The organism is Thermodesulfovibrio aggregans, assembly GCF_001514535.1.
Lineage (GTDB): Bacteria > Nitrospirota > Thermodesulfovibrionia > Thermodesulfovibrionales > Thermodesulfovibrionaceae > Thermodesulfovibrio > Thermodesulfovibrio aggregans.
The window spans coordinates 579715-597486 of record NZ_BCNO01000001.1 but is presented as its reverse complement, the minus strand read 5'-3'; the positions used below and the strand labels follow the sequence as shown (position 1 = coordinate 597486).

At 34.3% G+C, this 17772-nt stretch carries 19 protein-coding genes; 4 read left to right on the top strand and 15 right to left on the bottom strand.

Going from position 1 to position 17772, the window contains the following annotated elements; all coding sequences use genetic code 11:
- Positions 1-138: 138 nt before the first annotated feature.
- The 8 genes from TAGGR_RS03015 to TAGGR_RS02980 all read right to left on the bottom strand — a co-directional run bounded on the left by TAGGR_RS03015 (position 139) and on the right by TAGGR_RS02980 (position 5757).
- Positions 139-642, bottom strand: a complete 504-nt coding sequence (locus TAGGR_RS03015; RefSeq protein ID WP_059175880.1) for a hypothetical protein — start codon at positions 640-642, stop codon at positions 139-141.
- Positions 626-1093 (bottom strand): hypothetical protein, encoded by a 468-nt coding sequence (locus TAGGR_RS03010; RefSeq protein ID WP_201783810.1) that lies wholly within the window; start codon positions 1091-1093, stop codon positions 626-628. The genes TAGGR_RS03015 and TAGGR_RS03010 overlap by 17 nt, the downstream gene beginning before the upstream one ends.
- 146 nt (positions 1094-1239) lie before the next feature.
- Complete coding sequence (locus TAGGR_RS03005; RefSeq protein WP_059175879.1) at positions 1240-1770, bottom strand: surface-adhesin E family protein; 531 nt, start codon at positions 1768-1770, stop codon at positions 1240-1242.
- Positions 1771-2072: 302 nt separating this feature from the next.
- On the bottom strand, positions 2073-2282 hold the full coding sequence (locus TAGGR_RS03000; RefSeq protein WP_059175878.1) for a hypothetical protein: 210 nt from the start codon (positions 2280-2282) through the stop codon (positions 2073-2075).
- On the bottom strand, positions 2270-2521 hold the full coding sequence (locus TAGGR_RS02995) for a helix-turn-helix domain-containing protein (protein WP_059175877.1): 252 nt from the start codon (positions 2519-2521) through the stop codon (positions 2270-2272). Before TAGGR_RS02995 ends, TAGGR_RS03000 begins: the two co-directional genes overlap by 13 nt.
- 94 nt (positions 2522-2615) lie before the next feature.
- Positions 2616-3059 carry a hypothetical protein gene (locus TAGGR_RS02990; protein WP_059175876.1) on the bottom strand — a complete coding sequence of 148 codons (444 nt, stop codon included), beginning with the start codon at positions 3057-3059 and terminating at the stop codon, positions 2616-2618.
- Entirely contained in the window at positions 3056-5530 is a 2475-nt protein-coding gene (locus TAGGR_RS02985) for a bifunctional DNA primase/polymerase (protein WP_059175875.1), read from the bottom strand. The genes TAGGR_RS02990 and TAGGR_RS02985 overlap by 4 nt, the downstream gene beginning before the upstream one ends.
- 23 nt (positions 5531-5553) lie before the next feature.
- Positions 5554-5757, bottom strand: coding sequence for a hypothetical protein (locus TAGGR_RS02980; protein WP_059175874.1), 204 nt, complete (start codon positions 5755-5757; stop codon positions 5554-5556).
- A gap of 202 nt (positions 5758-5959) precedes the next feature.
- Here TAGGR_RS02980 and TAGGR_RS02975 point away from each other — a divergent pair, with 202 nt between their 5' ends.
- The 3 genes from TAGGR_RS02975 (at position 5960) to rpe (ending at position 10247) form a co-directional block, all read left to right on the top strand.
- Positions 5960-6814 carry a hypothetical protein gene (locus tag TAGGR_RS02975; RefSeq protein ID WP_059175873.1) on the top strand — a complete coding sequence of 285 codons (855 nt, stop codon included), beginning with the start codon at positions 5960-5962 and terminating at the stop codon, positions 6812-6814.
- Between the two features lie 1818 nt (positions 6815-8632).
- The gene (locus TAGGR_RS02970; protein WP_059175872.1) at positions 8633-9625 is read left to right on the top strand and encodes an NAD(P)-binding domain-containing protein; all 993 of its coding nucleotides are present in this window, start codon (positions 8633-8635) and stop codon (positions 9623-9625) included.
- Positions 9591-10247, top strand: a complete 657-nt coding sequence (gene rpe / locus TAGGR_RS02965; protein WP_059175871.1) for a ribulose-phosphate 3-epimerase — start codon at positions 9591-9593, stop codon at positions 10245-10247. The genes TAGGR_RS02970 and rpe overlap by 35 nt, the downstream gene beginning before the upstream one ends.
- A gap of 83 nt (positions 10248-10330) precedes the next feature.
- On the opposite strand, the gene TAGGR_RS02960 is transcribed toward rpe, so the two are convergent.
- Genes TAGGR_RS02960 through tolQ form a run of 6 tightly spaced genes read right to left on the bottom strand, consistent with a single transcriptional unit; the run spans position 10331 to position 16114 of the window.
- Positions 10331-12112: a sugar phosphate nucleotidyltransferase gene (locus tag TAGGR_RS02960; RefSeq protein ID WP_059175870.1), complete on the bottom strand. Its 1782-nt coding sequence runs from the start codon at positions 12110-12112 to the stop codon at positions 10331-10333.
- Positions 12105-13277, bottom strand: coding sequence for an exo-beta-N-acetylmuramidase NamZ family protein (locus TAGGR_RS02955; RefSeq protein WP_059175869.1), 1173 nt, complete (start codon positions 13275-13277; stop codon positions 12105-12107). Before TAGGR_RS02955 ends, TAGGR_RS02960 begins: the two co-directional genes overlap by 8 nt.
- Positions 13274-14464, bottom strand: coding sequence for a PD40 domain-containing protein (locus tag TAGGR_RS02950; RefSeq protein ID WP_059175868.1), 1191 nt, complete (start codon positions 14462-14464; stop codon positions 13274-13276). The genes TAGGR_RS02955 and TAGGR_RS02950 overlap by 4 nt, the downstream gene beginning before the upstream one ends.
- Positions 14461-15102, bottom strand: coding sequence for a cell envelope integrity protein TolA (gene tolA, locus TAGGR_RS02945; protein ID WP_059175867.1), 642 nt, complete (start codon positions 15100-15102; stop codon positions 14461-14463). The genes TAGGR_RS02950 and tolA overlap by 4 nt, the downstream gene beginning before the upstream one ends.
- On the bottom strand, positions 15099-15503 hold the full coding sequence (gene tolR, locus TAGGR_RS02940) for a protein TolR (protein ID WP_059175866.1): 405 nt from the start codon (positions 15501-15503) through the stop codon (positions 15099-15101). The genes tolA and tolR overlap by 4 nt, the downstream gene beginning before the upstream one ends.
- Positions 15491-16114, bottom strand: coding sequence for a protein TolQ (gene tolQ / locus TAGGR_RS02935; RefSeq protein ID WP_059175865.1), 624 nt, complete (start codon positions 16112-16114; stop codon positions 15491-15493). The genes tolR and tolQ overlap by 13 nt, the downstream gene beginning before the upstream one ends.
- A gap of 357 nt (positions 16115-16471) precedes the next feature.
- Between tolQ and TAGGR_RS02930 the strand changes: the two genes are divergently transcribed.
- On the top strand, positions 16472-17374 hold the full coding sequence (locus tag TAGGR_RS02930) for a sensor domain-containing diguanylate cyclase (protein ID WP_059175864.1): 903 nt from the start codon (positions 16472-16474) through the stop codon (positions 17372-17374).
- 20 nt (positions 17375-17394) lie between these two features.
- Here TAGGR_RS02930 and TAGGR_RS02925 read toward each other — a convergent pair.
- Positions 17395-17772: transposase (locus TAGGR_RS02925; RefSeq protein ID WP_173636693.1), on the bottom strand; the 378-nt coding region annotated here is incomplete at its 5' end.

Below are 17772 nucleotides of genomic sequence, written 5' to 3'. Positions count from 1 at the left end.
AATTATACATGACTATGGTCATATTGTCAAGAAAAAATTTCTAAAAAGAAAGGTTCATTAAAAGCAAAAAGCTCTTTACTAAACACAACTAAGTTTTAATTGCTGTTTTGAAAAATGTTAGAACAGGATTTGTAAAACTTAAATTTTTTCTTTTTCAATAAATAAAGATTTGTCTATTTTAGAGAAAATTTTCTGGTAAGCTTCTAAATCATATATGGGTCTTGTCCAAATAACTCCACCAGTATTAGTCATCCCTTTAGCAACTAAGTTAATTCTAATTTTTATGATTTTACCTTCTTGTCTTACTGTTGCATTGACCTCAATTCTTCTTATAGTTTGATAACTTCCTTGGGCACCTACCCAAAATCTTGTCCATTCATCTGTTTCTTCAATATCTTTATAAGCGGTAACTAATCCTAAATTTTCATTTGCATTTGTGACTATAAATTCTTGATCCTGTAGTGATGCCACAACTGCTTTCATTGCTTCATTGAAGTTTGCACCTTCATATTGTCTTGTTTGTATTTCTCTTATTTGAAGTTCAGTCATTTCTGGCGGTTTAGGCGGTGGAGTAACACATCCAGCTAATATCAATGAGAAAACTAAAATCAGAGCAATAGCAACTTTAAAACTTACTTGCATGGTAAGAGAATGTCTCAACTTTGCCTTCCTTGTTAAATTTTATTATTATTGTTAGTGTTCTCTGTGTTTGTGAGTAAGCACCTGCTTCTCTGCTATAACTTCCTCCAAGCAACCCAAGTATTAAAGATGTTCCTGGTGTTCCACCTCCACCAGCACCTCCACCAACTCCACCAACATCTTTTGAGTAAAAATATTCAGTAGCTACTTTATCATAAACCCATGTTTCCCTTCCTTCACTATCTCTTGTAACAATATTTGGAGAACCTAAAACAGCAACTACATCAGCTTGAGACATTCCAGTCTTAATTTCCTTTTGAACTATACCAACTGTTAGCTGTCTTTCCTGAGTAGAAGGAAGGTTTTGATAGTGCTGGGCTGGAGTCATACAGGCACTAAGACTTATTAGTAATACAAAGAAAAGCAAGATCATTAAAACTGAAACTAATCTCATACTAAAAAATTTAACAAAACTCTCAATAGAAGTAAAATAAAAAATATTTAACAATTTATAAGGATATTTAATACCGAAATAAACACTGAGCAGGCTTTTTTAATTACAAAAGAAAGAAAAAGTTCGTTGTAATATTTTAGTTTATATTACTTTTTATGTTTAATTACTTTTTTACATATTACTTTATATATCTGTTCGAACTGTGTGTCAGGAACTATTATACTTTCCTCTGGGAAAGAAGGTATTTTTAAAAAAAATATTACATTTCCCTTTTTATCGTACCAAATTACTTCAAGTAATTCAAAAGTTCGGTTTTCGCAATCAATCTTAAGCAACTCCTTTTCCTCTGCCGTTTTTACTATTTTTATTTTGGGATTTTCTTTAAGAATAAGTTTTGTCTGAACCGGATCCAAAATTGAAAGAATTCCTGTTGAAATTGATTCTTCTTTTGTAAAAATAAGTTTTATCCAAACTCTAAAAACTGAACCAGAGCCTTTCACTTTTTGAATGTCTTTATAATAATAGATGCTGTCTCCTTCCTTATTCTGCCCAATATATATCCACTCTGGAGTATTCTTACTATTTTGAGAAATATAGCTTACAAGATAAAGATAGCCAATACCACCTAATAAAACAAAAACCAGAACTGCTATTTTTTTATTCTTTTTGCTTATCATTTTTCTAAATTTTAGCCAAAAAATAAGAATCTGTCGATAGAAATAATTAGATAAACATTCATATTGTCAAGATGACCTCTTGATAGCATATCTTGAAACAGGGTTGTAAGTTATTGATAGATAAACAAAAAAAGTAAACTGTGTCAGTAAGTGTGTCACTAACTTTTTAACAGAAAGACCCAGTTAAGCTACAAAGTGAAACAGATTGAAAACACAGGTTTATAAAACACACTCACGAAAAATGTTGCTTTTTTGTCATGGTTCACTAAAGTTTACTTGTTGCTCTTTTCTTAAGTTCAACTTTATTTTTTACTAAAAGAATAAAGAAAGTCAATCAGACCCTTTTCATCTTCAAAGTAATCGTAGTCTTTTCTGCAGAGCAGGTGCAAATACTTCTTTATCTGTCTTTTTGTTAAAGAGTGTTCAGAGACTATTTGAGCAAGGATAAGAACATTACCAGTATGTGGATTAGCTCTCTTAAGCCTGTTAAATCTCTCTACTACTTCATCCACTTGTCAAGCTCCTTTTTTCTAAACCTCAGATATTTGCCTATTTTGATGAATGGTATCTCTTTCTGTTGAACCTTCTTGTATAACCAGCCCTTATTACACTTGAGATAATCACATGCCTGTTCTAAGGTTAAGAGTTCCCCTTCCTGATTAAGGCGTTCCTTTAGTTTTAAGAAGAGTTTGTCTGCAAGCTTGTTTGCCAGTTCCTCCAGTTCCTGTTCTGTAAACTGGATGTTAGGCATCCTTTCTTACCTCCAGTTCCTGTAATCAATAACAAGATAGACCATGTTAAAGATAAGAACAAGTAAAGTTGCTTTGATAATCCAGTCCATTAACTCACCTCCTTGCGACAGCATATCTTCTGTTTAAAGAGGCAGTCCCTACCTGTCTGAGCTTGTCTCTTAACCAGTTGCGATAGAAGTATGAAATCCCGCCACCACAACTAAGGCAACTGAACACAAGGTCGTAGTTATCCTTAATCTCAAGAACAAGTTGAGGATTAGAACAGAAGTTTTCATGAACCTGTAATTCCTCTTCAAAAAGAGCAATTAACTCTTCTTCTTTAACACCTGCTTTCTGGAACAGATGCATCAGTCTCTGTGCATCCTCAAAAAGGAGTTCTCTATCTTTGTATCTGATTTTCCCTAATAAGCACGGTTGAGGCTCAACAATGCCTTTTAAACTTAGTTTGTGAAAAAGAGAGTCGGGTATTTCCCCGACCTCTCCAGTATGAAAGACCCTGTTCTTTGTTCTGAAGCTTTTTAATACTTTCACTCTCATTTTTTCTCTTCCTCCTCTAAAACTTCTATGTCGTCAAGGTCTATCTCGCTCCAGTCTATCTCGCTCCATTTATTCATTTCTTTTTCAATATCCTTTTTAAAAAAAGTTGGAAAATTAACGTCATTATCGTCATTATCGTCATTTTCCTTATTTTTCAATGGGTTACGGGATGACAAGAAAAGATTTTTGTTGTCACCACTATCAGGTTTCTTGTCATCGGGTGACATTAAGATGACATCAAAATTTTTGTTGTCACCTTTCTTGTCACCCGTAAGTGCTTGATTTTCTTGGGAAAATGACAAGATGACATCTGTGACATTAAAATCCCTACTCTTTTTAATGTGTATAGTTCTAACCTTTTGGTCTCTGGAAAATGAAATCTCAACTCCTATATTCTCAAGGTCAGTAAGGAGCCTCCTTATCTTCTTGCTAAAGCTCTTTACATCCTTTGGAATTTGGTTTTTAAAGGAAGTGGGAGCATACTTCTGGTAAAACAGGTCATACAGCTCTGACACTGACCCAGACCATTTTTCTTTATCCCTTAACAGTTCATTAAGAAAGGTAACAAGTGGGTTCTCTGAGATTGTGGATACACTCACCCTTAGTCTATTAGTCTTAAACAGGTCAATGAATTCCTGTCCACTAACTGGGAAAAGCTTTTCCGTTTTACATACGAAGCTAACGAATGAGGCCAAATCAGTAAGATTCAACGATTCATCTATCTTTTCTCTTAAAGCCAGTTGCACAGCCCTCACAAGCCAGCCCAATATCTTTGGATGTATGGCTTGAAATTGTTTTCTCAACCATTCAATAGGTTTGGGATTGTCTATCCTCTCAAGCTCAACATGTATGCAACGCCTTCTTAAGTCTCTCCTTTCTGCAAACAAATCTATTCCATTCAAGATTACAGGCTTTTTAACAAAATACTGGACCGCTTCTGTATCAGTAAATAACTTCCTTTTTGCTAATGCTGAGCCTGTGGATATCCTACATAAAGCATCACTCATGGTATCTGTTATGTGGCTGAGGTTATCGAATGCAACAATGTGGTTGTGTAGACAAACCACAACGAAATCGTCCTCAGTCTTCGGTAGCGGCTTGATGTTCACCACTGATGGGTCAACTATGGACTTTAGAAAAGCAGTAGCAGTGGTCTTACCAATTCCTTCACGCTCGCCAGTGATATTCATTATTGGAAATTCCCCGTCAATGTTGAAGCAGCCCAGAAGCCATGCAAGCATGAGGATTAAGTCGTTTCTACTCGTATTAATAATCTGTGCTAAAAGTTCCCATTCTTCTTTTTCAACATTCAAATCAGGGTCAGGAAGAGGTAATGAACTTGTCGTTCTTTCAAATTTCAAAAAAGGCGTAGTAACAATTTTAATTTTCTCTTTTGTTATCTGAACAACTTTGCCATTGCAGAGGTCAAGCTCTATTAAATCATCTATTTTGCCTACTCTAACAAATGTCTGATACTCTTTCCCCTCTACAAGTGCCTTGCCTGCAAGTGCAGTAATCACTTCATAGAGTGCCTGTGTATGAGCGGCTTTGCCATAACGCTGACAGAATTCAAATAGCAACAATTTTTTAAATTCGGTTGAATTAACTCTTAAATTCCTAATTTCACCGCCAACAGTAACTGTTACAAACTCCTCTTGGTTTTTGTTTCGCCAATATTCGTAACCTTCAGCAATCTTGAGTAGTTTCTGGGATGTGCTATCCCTCTCTGCTCCCTTTTCCAAACCAATTGCTTGTAATACCTCTTCCTTTGTGCATCCCGCCCAACAACGAATGAAAAGCCTGCCGTCTTTCAACCCCACATCAAGGCTTGGTTCGTGGTCGTCGTGCGCTGGACAATAACAACGATAGACACCATCAGGAAGTTGTTTGTCAACCCTAACCCTGCTCAGAACTTCTTGAAGCATCAACTCATCTTTACTAACAGGTTTTGGGTTTTGAAGTTTCAAGATTTTTTCTTTCAGTTCTTGTGGCATTTCATTAAGCCCTTCGGATTTAATAAAGCTGTAAACTTTACCATCAACTTTTGACGGTGAAACGGTGATTAGGCATCCATCACTCTTTATGTCAAAACCAAATTTTTGGAATTGTTTTGACCTAAATTCTGGATTATATGAGAACCAGAAGTGCCAGCCATTCGGCGACTTAACCACTGTTTTTGCCTCTTCCATCAATCTTTCAAAGTCATAAATTTTTGAGAACTTTTCAACATCATCTACATCAATGACGATGAGGTTGCTTATCCTACCTGTTACTATAGCGATGTTGGAGGTATCTGTGAAAAATTTGGGGACTAACCCCTCAATCATGCGACTTTCCGTGTAATCTTTCCACTTTACGGCAGGTTCCTTTGAATCTGGTTTTAGAGGAACTATGGAGTAGCCACCTCTCAGATAACAATGAGCTACACTTTGCATTTTACATTTTGGAAGTGTTAAAATGTTAGCAAGCATCGTTTAAAACCCTCCTTTTTGTTTTACTCATGAGCCTCGTTCTGAGGCTCTCTTGTCTTTTTAATTGGCTTAATCACAATCCTTTTTTCCGTTATGTCCATTTCAACAACTGGAGATTTAGCACTCCAAAGTCCGTTTAACCTTATCCATAGAGCTGGAATTAAAAAGTAGTATCCATTGCCTATTCTCGTAACCTTTTGAGTTCCTTTGAAAGGGATGTTTTTCATCCTCTCACCTCCTTTTTGTTTTGTTGACTTTCCTATGCTTTTAGTGTAAACTTTCTTATAGGTTTTTTTGTTATAGAGTAAACAAATTAGAAGAATAGAATTATTAGCATTTTATTGGATGAACAGAAAAATTGAATGAACGAACTTTTTTCTAATACAATCAATGCTTTATTGAATGAACATAGATTAAAGAGGTGCAAAAATGAAAAAAGAGCTTTTAAAAGTAGTTTGGTATGCTGCTGAGGGAGTCGTTTTAGTAAAGGGTAGTTTTGCAGACAGGGATACGTTAATAAAGCTTCAGGATAGAATTTGTTCTGAGCTTCAATGGGATAAAAGATGCTGTCTGCTTCACAAAACAACAGATGGATATTGTCTCTGGAATGTTAAAGAGATAGCTGAGTATGTTCGGTTCTTTGGTTATGTTTTGTGTGGTCTCAGTTATGTAAACAGGAATAAAGAATATGCTCCTGTTATTTCACACTATGAGGAACACTTTAAACAGGCAGATAGAGAAGGCAAGGAACCACCCTTTGTATCTTTTGAAGGTCTTATTAACCTCTTAAAAGAACCCTTTCTTGACCTTTTTAGAAGACAAAAGACAGTTAGCTTTAAAGGATTGGTTGAGATGATTGATAAAGCCAGAAAAAAGTTTAAATCTCTTAAATCCTCTCTCTCTTTACCAGACAACCCTGTCTTGCAATCTCTCTTTTTAAACATCCGCAACTTTTTATATCAGAGGAACGCTATTGATGAAGAGGGTAATCTCATCTCAATAAATGCTTTTGTAGATGCCTGTATAGAGTATGTTGAGAGTAAACAGGAAGAGGACATTGCTTATGGTGTTGAATGTATAGTATGCGGTAGATACTTTGTTCCAAAAAAAGGAAAGTGGGCTTTATTCTGTTCTGAGTGTAGAATGCACAAAGCAACCATACAGAGAAGACTTCAGAGATTAGGAATATACCCTGAGGATAGAACAGAATGGATAGAACTAAAGCAGAAGTATCCAGTTCTTTTTAGAATAACTCCCTTAAAAAGAAAAAAAGCAAAAAACTAAATCAAGCACTATCAACACTTTCCGAGAAGTTGTTTTCCTGAAAATCAATTCTAAGCCTCTTTTTAAAGTGGGGGTATAAAAGTATAGGCTCTGGTAAAAAAATGTCTCAGAATTGATTAAAAACAACAGGTAACATTGAAAGTGATTGTCTGGTAATGGCAATTACTACAAGTTGAGAAAATCTGATTTTTTAGTTGTATCTGTAAATGAACAGTTACCTGTTAACAGACAGGTTAACTACTAACAATCAATAAAGTGAGAGCATCCTGAAGAGTAAGTTAAAAGAGTAAATTAATTAGTGAGAAGAGCCTGTTAACAAAAGGCAGGTTAAGAGAATTAGCTATTAACCACAGGTATTGCTTATAATCTTGCAGGTTAACTATATCAACGCTCATGTAAGATGAGCAAAGCATAATCTAACAGCCAGCACTTTTATTTATCTTTTCCCTTTTTTTCAAATATCCATCAAGTTAGTAAGAAAAAGAGATAGAGCTTGCTATCTGTCTTTCCCTTAACAGGGTAACACTGACTGAAACACTGAAACACTAAATGAAACGCTTAATTTCCCTTTATTTTTCAATAACTTACCAATACCTGAAACAGAGTGAAACAACTGAAACGCTGGATGAAACGCTAAGTGAAACGCCTGTAACAGGGTAACAAGCAAGGTAACAGGGTAACAAACTTAGTGAAAGTTATTGATGTTAAAGAATTTTGTGATATGGTAACAACAGGGTAACAAGGTAACAGACCTGTAACAGTGTAACAGGCTTGTAACAGACCTAATTTCCCTTATTTCTCAATAACTTTGCCAGATTTTGTAACAGTGTAACAGACTGTAACAGACATTTGTAACAGTGTAACCCTGTTTTTTTCTATGGGGGGAAGATTGGGATAGACATCGCATACCTGAGCCTTGAATGACCAGTGGTCAACCAGCAGTGAACCAGAAACATTGTAGAGGTATTCTGCTTTGAGATGATGTTAAACAGGAACAACAACTTTCTGCTAAAACAGACATCAAGCATTCTCAACCCTTTACAGAGACCAATTTTTCATAAAATCAATCCTGAGCCTCTTTATAGTCAAAGCCTATGTTAAGCATAGGGTCTTTATTAAAAAGGGTTTATTTTTTGACAGAAGCAAAGGAATGGTTGTTAGATAAGAATTGGTTAAGAAAAACAAACAAAAGGCAATTTATTGCCATTTGATAGCTTTTTTAGATAAACTCTAAAAACGCAATGTCTGTTTATTAAACACTTTGCTTATCGGCAAAGAAAAACGCTCTGGTAATTCATTGCCATTCCTTGACTGTGTCAGTAACTGTGTCACTTAATACTAACTAACAAGGGGTAATGTCAGAAAATAAGACAGGTGAAAACCCTTGATTTTTATAGCAAAAGATAACAGTAGATAACAACAGATAATGCCTTTTTATAAATGGCATTCAAGAGGTCGGGGGTTCGACTCCCCTCAGCTCCATAAGTAAAATCAAGGGTTTGTGAGACTAAAATGTCAATTTTTGGTCTTTAATTGATAAAGTCATTTGCGAGTTCTTTTATCGAATCAATTGCCTCCGTGCAGTCAAAGTTGCTCAAGATATTAATGCAAAGGCAATTTTTACTGAATTTGCGTCAACCACAAGAGTGCTTTCCTTTCTCTTTTTTGGGATAATTCCCATGTGAAATAAAAATTTTTCTATAGAAGAAATTGAGAAAAAACTATTAAAAATTTTAACATTGCAAATAGTTCTGATAAAATAGTAATTGTATCTGGACAGTCAAACACCTTAAAATTACATGAAATAGGGTGAAATTTATGAAAACATTTGTAAGCATAGTAGGAGCTGGTCCAGCAGGGCTGGCAGCAGCAGTTGAACTAAAGGCAAATGGAATTAAGGAGGTCGTTGTATTTGAAAAAGAAGGTGATATATGCTCAACAATAAGAAAATTTTATCCTCCTCAAAAAAGAGTTGATAAAGTGTTTAAAGGGTTGAATTTAAATGCTCAAGGTATATGTGATTTTGAGACGGAGACAAAAGAAGCTTTTCTTGAAAGAATGCGTAAATACATAAAAGATTACAATATAGAAATTAAGTTTAATACAAGAGTTGACGGAGTGGAAAAAATTAATGACCTATATAAGCTTAAACACGAAAATTCTACAATTGCAGAAAGTTTTATAGTAATAGTGGCAACTGGAGTTTTTGATAATCCAAAAAAGCCTTCATATCCAATTCCTGAAGAAGTAAAAAACAAAGTATTTTTTAGGATTCCAAAAGAACTTCCAAAAAACGAAAAAATACTCGTTGTGGGAGGAGGGAACTCAGCAGTTGAGACAGCCTGTGCTCTTTCTGGAAGCTGTGATGTTTTTCTTTCTTACAGAAGAAAAAAATTTTTTCGTATAAATGAAGAAAACCTTAAAGAGCTTGAAAAAAGAAAAAACAAAATCCGATTTCTTTTAGGAAGTGATATAGAGAGATTAGAGCCTGCAGCTCAACAGGTTAAAGTAATATTTAAAGACGGTTCTGAAGAAATTTTTTCAAAAATTTTTTATTGTCTTGGCGGTAGCACCCCGAAAGATTTTCTTAAAAAAATTGGGATAGAATTTATTAATGGAAAACCCAAAATAGACGAATTTGGAGAAAGCAATTTAGAGAGAATTTTTTTAATCGGTGATATAGCTACAGACCGTGGAAGCATTATGTATGCCTTTAACACAGCGCATAAGGCAGTTAAAAGAATTGTTGAAAAATACATACTTAAGGAGGACAAAATTGACACTGATAGCTCCATCAATTCTCTCAGCTAATTTTGGAAAACTTGCTGAAGAGGTTATACTTGCAGAAGAGGCTGGTGTTGACATGATTCATATTGATGTAATGGATGGTCACTTTGTTCCAAATATTACAATTGGACCATTAGTAATAGAAGCTGTAAGAAAAGCTACACGCCTTCCTCTTGATGTTCACCTGATGATAACAAATCCTGAAAAATACATATCAGACTTCGTAAAAGCCGGTGCAGATTGCCTTACAGTTCATGTTGAAGCATGTGTTCATTTGCACAGAATAGTATGGCAGATAAAAGAACACGGGATTAAAGTGGGAATTTCTCTAAATCCAGCAACACCTTTAAATACAGTTGAGGAAATACTTCATGAGGTTGATTTACTATTAATAATGTCAGTTAATCCAGGATTTGGAGGACAACAGTTTATACCATCCTCAATAGATAAAATAAAGAGAGCTAAATCAATGATTTTAAAAGGAGGCTACAGGGCATTAGTAGAAGTTGATGGTGGTGTAAAGCTTGAAAATGCAAGAGAAATTGTAAATGCAGGAGCTGACATTCTTGTTATGGGCTCAGCCTTCTTTGGTGAAAAAAATTATAAAGAATTTATGGAAAAATTGGAAAAAGAACTAAAACTCTAACCTATCTTCACAATCGTCTTTATGTTTACTTTTAAGGTGTTCAAAATAGTTAGTAGTTTTTAATATTTTAAAGTCAACAAAATTCATAATAAGAACTTGCACTTTTGTCTAAGTTTGAGTGTGATAGCTTTTATCTTGGGCAGATGAATGTGGCAGTCTTCAAAATCATTTAACAGTAAATCTATTGCGTAGGGAATAAATTTCAAAAAGCTTTTCTTTCTTTTTTTCAAAGATAAAAAACCATATGCGCCAAGAGCCTGCATATGTCTTTGAATTCTGCATAGGTAAAGCTCTTTAAGGAATTTCTCCTCATCAAGCCCGTGTATTTTAATATAAAAATCAACAACTCTCTTTCTTATTTCATCTTTAATCTTTACATAGGGATCCCAAAGTAAAGAGGCAATATCATAAGCTGCTGGTCCCCATCTTGCACTTTGATAATCAACAAAATATATTTTTCCATTTTTTAAAATAATATTTTGGCTTTGTAAATCTCTGTGCAATATAACCTTCTCTGCTTTTGATAAAATTTCAGCAATTCTCTCAAAGTCTTCGTCTAAGTCTTCGTAGATTTTGAAAAATTCCTTTACACACTCTTTCAAAAAATAGTTACTTTCCCATAAAAAATAGGAGTAATCAAATTCTGGTAGATTTAAATCTATCGCCTCTTTAGAGATTTTCCAGTGAAGTCTCCCAATAGTTTCAACTATTTTTTTATAAATCGACTCAATATCTTCATCTTTTCTCTTACACTGAAGCCAGCTATAGAGAGTTAAATCTCCAAGATCTTCAAAAACAATTGTTTTTCTATCTCTGTCTATTTCAATAATCTTAGGCAAAGGTAATTTTTTCTCACTAAAAAATCTGTTTAATAGGATTGTTTTTTCAAAATCTTCTGATAGTTTTACCCATTCACAAAAAACTTTATTGTCTTTTCTAAAGTATCTTCTATCTGAACCACCGGATATTAATGATTCAGTATCATTTATTTTCCCGATGGATATTTTGAAACCTCTGCCAATTATTAAGTCTGCAAGATATCTACTTTCAGGCGCCAGTTCAGTCTCAGGTAATACTATGATATTTTTCGCTCTGAATGGCTTTTTTATCTTTACATCTCTTTCCACCACAACTTTGCCTTCAGGTTCAATAAGTTCACATCCAGATGCTGAAGAATGGATATATATAGAAGTAAAATTTCTTCTTAGTTTATCAAAGACCGCATTTACATATCCTTCTACACTGCCTATGTCAAACCAAAAGTTATATTTTATTCTAAAGATCTTTACTTTTAATCTTTTTTCCGCAGCTTTAAACCATAGATCAATGATTGATGAAGGACCATCAGGTAAAAAATCAAGAATTTGAGGGCTATAAATAGCAATTCCCGAGAATGCAAGACTATTTTCTGAACTCCCAATACCTACCAGATTTCCACTTTCATCAATAATCAATTTATTGTGAGCTTTACAGTCATGAACTAAGAGAGTTATTGCATTTTCATTTTCTATATGCCAGTTTAATGCTTCTTTAATATCTGCATCAGAGTATATATCTCCATTATGGACAACAAAAACAGAGTCTTTAAGAAATTCTTTTGCGTTCCATAGTGCACCACCAGTAAGAAGAATCTCTTTTTCATAAAATGTTTTCAGGGGAAGATTTTGCTTTTTTATATAATCCTGCATCTCATCTGCTTTATAATGAAGATTTATACCAATCTCTTTAGTGAAAACGCTTAAATTCTTAACAATATAGTCAAGTAATACTTCACCAGCAATAGGCATCAAGGGTTTGGGGATATGTTCTGTAATAGGTCTCAGTCTCGTTGAATATCCAGCAGCAAGAATAAATCCTTTAATCATAGAGAAGATATTGTTTTCTTATTTGTTCAAACATCTGAACTTCCTCATTCCACCAGCTCTCCATATCTTTGAGAGATTTTCCCTCTTCGATATCTTTTCTCACACGATCTGAACCAGCAAGAATGTCAAAAGGAAGTTTTTCAAACTCATACTCATATGGAGGTTGACGCCATAGATTAATCTCAGGATAGAGTTCTTTTATTGCAAGAAGAATTGCAATGGCTGTCTTGAATGGTTTGAATTTTTCTCTATCAATTACGTGAATTTGAGCTCCTCCACATAGTTTACCAGCAAACTTATTAAAGGTGGGACTAAAGTAAAGAGGTCTAAAAAATACTCCCTTTAGTTTAAAGTCGTTAAGCCTTCTAACAAGCCTTTCTGGTTCTATAAAGGGAGCACCAAATATTTCAAAAGGTCTTGTAGTACCTCTTCCTTCGCTCAAAATAGTTCCTTCAAGAAGGCACATTCCTGGATAGACTGTGGCAGTTTCAAGAGTTGGCATGTTTGGAGAAGGCATTACCCAAGGAAGTCCTGTACTGTCAAACCATTGATTTCTTCTCCAACCACGAAGAGGAATTACAGTAAGATCTACTTCTGGATAAAATCTACTTTTAAAATACATAGCGATTTCACCAATTGTCATTCCATGACGTATAGGTAGGGGATAAAGTCCTACAAAAGATGAAAACTCTGACTTTAGCACAGGTCCTTCTACAATATGTCCTCCGATTGGATTAACTCTATCAAGAACAATTAAAGAAATTTTCCTCTCGCACGCTTCCATACATAATGCCATTGTCCATATATAGGTGTAGTACCTTGCTCCAACATCCTGTAAATCAATTATAAAGACTTCAATACCTTCAAGCATCTGTTCTGTGGGTTTTCTTGTTTTTCCATAAAGGCTATAGACTGGCAACCCTGTCGTCTTATCAATAAAGCCTTCCCACTCAATCATATTGTCCTGCGTATCTCCAAATATACCATGTTGAGGTCCGAAAAAAGCCTTAATTTGAATTTTTTTACTTTTAAGAAAAACATCTTTGGTGTAAACAAGCTTTCTATTTACCGATGCTGGATGGATAAGAACACCAGCCCGTAACCCATAAAATTTCTTTGGAAGAACCTTTTCAAATATATCGATTCCAGAATAAACCTTCATCATCTGGTACAATAGGGAAGATATCCATAAGTTAAAGACTTCTGAACAACACCATCAGCACTTATTAGATATATTTCCTTTTTCCCTCTTCTGTCTGACATTATCGTTAAAAAATGACCATCTGGGCAGAAAGAAGGCTGCTCATTGTTACCTTCTTTTGTTATCTGATTTTGGCTTTCTGTGGATTTATCCATAATATGAATCTGAAAATTACCATTTAGAGAAGAAAAAGCTAATTTGCTGCCATCAGGACTTATAGATGGTTCTGTGTTGTATCTTCCCCGATATGTTACTCTTTTTATATTTAATCCTGAATGAGACATTTCATAAATCTGAGGCTGACCACTTCTATTTGAAACAAAAAATACTTTATAGCCTTTCAATCTTGGAGAAGTATCAATCCATCTTGATGAGGATATGGTTCTTGTTTTCCCAGATATATCGAAAATCTTTATTTCCGATATCTCACCATCGCTTTCTGAGTAGAGCAACTCTCTATCATTCAATACGTCGCCAAGCATAAGGAGTGATCTGCTCTTTATAAGTTCCTTATTTATCCTGTTTGCCATATCAAACACTTCTATTTTCCAGAATTTTCCATCAAGACAGGAATAAAAAATTTTATTCCCTCTGAGGACAACTCTTGATATGATCTCTCTTCTCAGTCCTGTATCTATAACATTTTTTCCGTTCCAGTTGCTTAAAAAAAGTCCCATTGATTTGGAGATTTTTCTCACAAAAACAAATCTATTAAAAAAAGGTGATTCTTTACCTGTCAGGAGTTTGTATATGTCTGATGCAATAAGTTTTCCTGTGTGCTGATCATCTTTTAAAGAATACTCTTTTACAAATATCGGTGATGTGGAAGCAACTGAAAAAATCTTAATTAAAATCTTCTCATAAGTTTCAGCCCTTACAACAATCTCTACATTAGAGGATTTCCATAAATTAGGATCAAACTGCTCTGCTCTATAAGGGAAAGGTCCGTAAACTTTAAAATACTCTGTAAATTCAAGATCTTCTTTTAAAGTATCAAAAAGAGTTGGAAATCTATCAAATCCTTCAACAGCCAAAGAAAGTTTTTTAATTCCCGGTTGAGTTATATCAAGATAAATTTTTTCTGCCCATGCAAAGCTTAAAGATAGAAAATGAAAGCAGACTAAGAAAAAAAAGATTTTTAAGAATTTCATGGTTTAAACCTCAATCCAACCACTACCTCACTTCTTGGAGGTGGAAGAGGAGAAGAGTTTCTGATAGCTACCAATACAGATGAATCAAAGACAATATTACCTGATTTTTTTTCAAATCCTTCGACAATCACATGCCCATTTGACAGGATTCGCACTGATACAACTGCTTCAAGATTTTTAGAAACTGTATCAGGAACGCTCCAGTTCTGTCTTATGATGCCTGAAATCAGAGCTAAATAACTTGATGAGACTTCAGCACCTTTAGAAGTTTGTCCACTTTTAAGTTCTACTGAACCAGCCTGTGCTCTTTCAAGAATTTTCTTCTTAGCTCTAAGAGCAGCAATTCTTTCCTGAAGAAGTTGTTCATCTTCCCTTGAAGTTTTCTGAGTTTTTTCAACAGGTTTTTTTGAAATTTCTTTTGACTCCTGAACTGATTGCTTTGTCGATGAGGTTTGTGTTTTATTTTCCTCATTCAATGAGGCTGGTTGCGATGAATTACCTGCCTGGTGAATTAGTGTTACATATGTCAGATTCTTAAAATCTTTAACAGAATTTCTTACTCCGAAGATTAATGCCAGAATAAACAAACCATGAAAAAAGAGAGACAAAAACAAAGAAGGATAAATTTTTCCTGTCATCGATTCTCTTTTGGCTCTGTTACCATTCCTATTCTTTCTATTCCTGCAGCTTTAATCTCTCCCATAACTTCAGCAACGAGACCATAGGGTACATCTTTATCAGCTTTTAAAAGCACAGCAGTATTGCTGTCTTTGTATGAAGTGAGCAGTGCTGGAAGCTCATCTTTGTTAATTATTTTATCATTCAGGAATATTCTACCATCTTTGTTAATAACAATGCTTATTTTCTCAGCCTCTTCAAGGCTCTTACCCTTTGCTTTTGGAAGGTTTACATCAATTCCCTGTTTTAAGAGAGGAGCAGTAATCATAAAAATAATGAGCAATACAAGCATAACATCAACTAAAGGAGTAACATTTATGTCTGCTATTGAAGATCTTCTGCGAGGTGCTAATCCTGCCATGGGTATTTTAAAAGAGTTTCAGAAAAGTCCTGAACTTCATTAATTATTTTATTAGCTTGCGATGTAAAGTAATTGTAGGCAATTACTGCTGGAATAGCTGCAAAAAGACCGGCAGCAGTTGTAATTAATGCCTCTGCAATACCCGGTGCAACTGTTGCAATTGAAGCTGAGCCCTTTATCCCAATACTTCTGAAAGCATCCATAATTCCCCATACCGTTCCAAAAAGCCCTATAAATGGTGTAGTTGAACCTGTTGTTGCAAGAAAACCGAGATAACTTTCTACCTTATTTGCTTCATCAGAAGAGTATTTTCTTACTATAGCTTCAATATTGTTGGGATTTTTACCATAAGCTTCAGAAAAAACTCCTCTGTAAAGAGAAGCAAGGGGGCTTAACTCAAATCTTTTGGCTATAGAAAAAAGCTCTTTTGCTCCATTGGAGGTTAAAAAAGCCTCAAAGAATTTTTGATTCTCTCTTTTAATGTTTTTAAATATCTTCCATTTGTAAAATATGATAGCCCATGAAAATATGGAAAAGAAAAGTAGTATAAGTAAAACAGCCTTCGCAACAATTCCTGTCTGTTTTATAAGGTCAATAACTGTAAGTTCCATAAACAAAATACTATAACAATACTGCCTTAAAAGTCAAATTTTTACTTCATAATCTAATAACACTGAATTTTGTTATAATTTTACAAATAATGCAGGAGTATAAATTTAAACCAGTTGGATATGTAAGAACAAAGGCAGATACTTTGCCAAGACACTGGAGTGTGTCTGATGTGGAGGGAGAAATTCAATACAGACCATATGGAGAGTGAATTGAAAAAAGCCTCTTTTGATGCCTTCAATATTTATTTATGTTTTTATTCGCTTTTTTCTATTGAATTTTCTGCTTTGTCATATTTTCTTATGCCCCAAAATTGATTATTTTATCTAATCTGACTCTGCATTTTGTTATAATTAACTATGATTATTGACTCAAATTTTTTAACTGTGCTTAATGAACTATATGAAGGAGTCTATATTCTGGATAAAAGCAGAAATATAATATTTTGGAATAAAGCAGCAGAAGATATAACCGGTTATAAATCAGATGAAGTCTTAGGTAAAAGCTGTAAGGATAACATATTGAAACATGTTGACAAACAAGGCAAGGAGCTATGCACTAGTGAATGTCCCATGCTTTATGCAATGAAAAATAATGTTGCTGTATCAGATGAAGTATATCTTCATCATAAAAGTGGATTTAGGCTTCTTGTTAAGGTAAAGGGCATTCCAATCTTAGAAAATGGAAAAGAATCAAAAGGAGTAATAGAATTATTTACTCCGGTAATATCAAGTTCTGACTATGATGATGACCTTTTCAACTTAGCTTTAAAGGATACTCTAACAAAGGTCTATAACAGAAAGGGTTTTGATTTTTTATATCCAATTCGTCAAAGAGAGATGACTATGCTAAATTTTCACACGGGTGTATTGTTTTTTGACATAGATGATTTTAAAAGAATAAATGATACCTATGGACATGATGCAGGAGATAAAATTCTATACGCAGTTGCTCAAATTTTTGTCAAATCCTTAAGGCATGAAGATATTATTGTTCGCTGGGGAGGAGAAGAGTTTGTCTTAATAATTTTTGTAAAAGACTTCAAGGACATTCAAGCGATAGGTGAGAAATTAACCAAATTAATTGAAAGCACATTTGTAGATTGCAATCAAAGTATTATCAAATTCACAGTATCAGGTGGTGGGACCTTTTTAAAGGAAAATGAAACTATTTTACAGACAATTAGAAGAGCAGATGAAATGATGTATAAAGCTAAATGTCAAGGTAAAAATAGATTTATTTTTGATATAGACAAAATTTGAATGTGATTAAGCCGGTAATGTCAATAACTTTGTGTAAATTCATAAATAGGTGTATTCCTCCATTTTTCGTTTAAATGGCTTATCACTGCAAAAACTATTCTTTCAATACTTTCAACATTATTAAAACAACTCATAGTTCTCGTTCTTCGCCTTACTTCCCTAAATGCCCTCTCTATTATGTTTGTTGTCCTTAACTTCTTCCATAATGCCTTAGGTGTCTTGTAAAAAGCTGTCAATTGCTCCCAGTTCTTCCTTATACACTCTGCTGCTTTAGGATAAAGTCTGCCCCACTTGCTCTCCCATAACTGAAAATTTCTCTTTGCCTCTTTTAAATTCTCTGCACTATATATCTTCTTAGCTTCAAAAAGACATTCCTTTTCATCTTTCTTTCTAAGATA

Excerpts from the sequence above, each read along its gene's own strand:
- TAGGR_RS03015 (WP_059175880.1), bottom strand. The coding sequence starts at position 642 with ATGCAAGTAAGTTTTAAAGTTGCTATTGCTCTGATTTTAGTTTTCTCA.
- TAGGR_RS03010 (WP_201783810.1), bottom strand. The coding sequence starts at position 1,093 with ATGAGATTAGTTTCAGTTTTAATGATCTTGCTTTTCTTTGTATTACTA.
- TAGGR_RS03005 (WP_059175879.1), bottom strand. The coding sequence starts at position 1,770 with ATGATAAGCAAAAAGAATAAAAAAATAGCAGTTCTGGTTTTTGTTTTA.
- TAGGR_RS02995 (WP_059175877.1), bottom strand. The coding sequence starts at position 2,521 with ATGCCTAACATCCAGTTTACAGAACAGGAACTGGAGGAACTGGCAAAC.
- TAGGR_RS02990 (WP_059175876.1), bottom strand. The coding sequence starts at position 3,059 with ATGAGAGTGAAAGTATTAAAAAGCTTCAGAACAAAGAACAGGGTCTTT.
- TAGGR_RS02985 (WP_059175875.1), bottom strand. The coding sequence starts at position 5,530 with ATGCTTGCTAACATTTTAACACTTCCAAAATGTAAAATGCAAAGTGTA.
- TAGGR_RS02980 (WP_059175874.1), bottom strand. The coding sequence starts at position 5,757 with ATGAAAAACATCCCTTTCAAAGGAACTCAAAAGGTTACGAGAATAGGC.
- TAGGR_RS02975 (WP_059175873.1), top strand. The coding sequence starts at position 5,960 with ATGAAAAAAGAGCTTTTAAAAGTAGTTTGGTATGCTGCTGAGGGAGTC.
- TAGGR_RS02970 (WP_059175872.1), top strand. The coding sequence starts at position 8,633 with ATGAAAACATTTGTAAGCATAGTAGGAGCTGGTCCAGCAGGGCTGGCA.
- TAGGR_RS02960 (WP_059175870.1), bottom strand. The coding sequence starts at position 12,112 with ATGATTAAAGGATTTATTCTTGCTGCTGGATATTCAACGAGACTGAGA.
- TAGGR_RS02955 (WP_059175869.1), bottom strand. The coding sequence starts at position 13,277 with ATGATGAAGGTTTATTCTGGAATCGATATATTTGAAAAGGTTCTTCCA.
- TAGGR_RS02950 (WP_059175868.1), bottom strand. The coding sequence starts at position 14,464 with ATGAAATTCTTAAAAATCTTTTTTTTCTTAGTCTGCTTTCATTTTCTA.
- tolA (WP_059175867.1), bottom strand. The coding sequence starts at position 15,102 with ATGACAGGAAAAATTTATCCTTCTTTGTTTTTGTCTCTCTTTTTTCAT.
- tolR (WP_059175866.1), bottom strand. The coding sequence starts at position 15,503 with ATGGCAGGATTAGCACCTCGCAGAAGATCTTCAATAGCAGACATAAAT.
- tolQ (WP_059175865.1), bottom strand. The coding sequence starts at position 16,114 with ATGGAACTTACAGTTATTGACCTTATAAAACAGACAGGAATTGTTGCG.
- TAGGR_RS02930 (WP_059175864.1), top strand. The coding sequence starts at position 16,472 with ATGATTATTGACTCAAATTTTTTAACTGTGCTTAATGAACTATATGAA.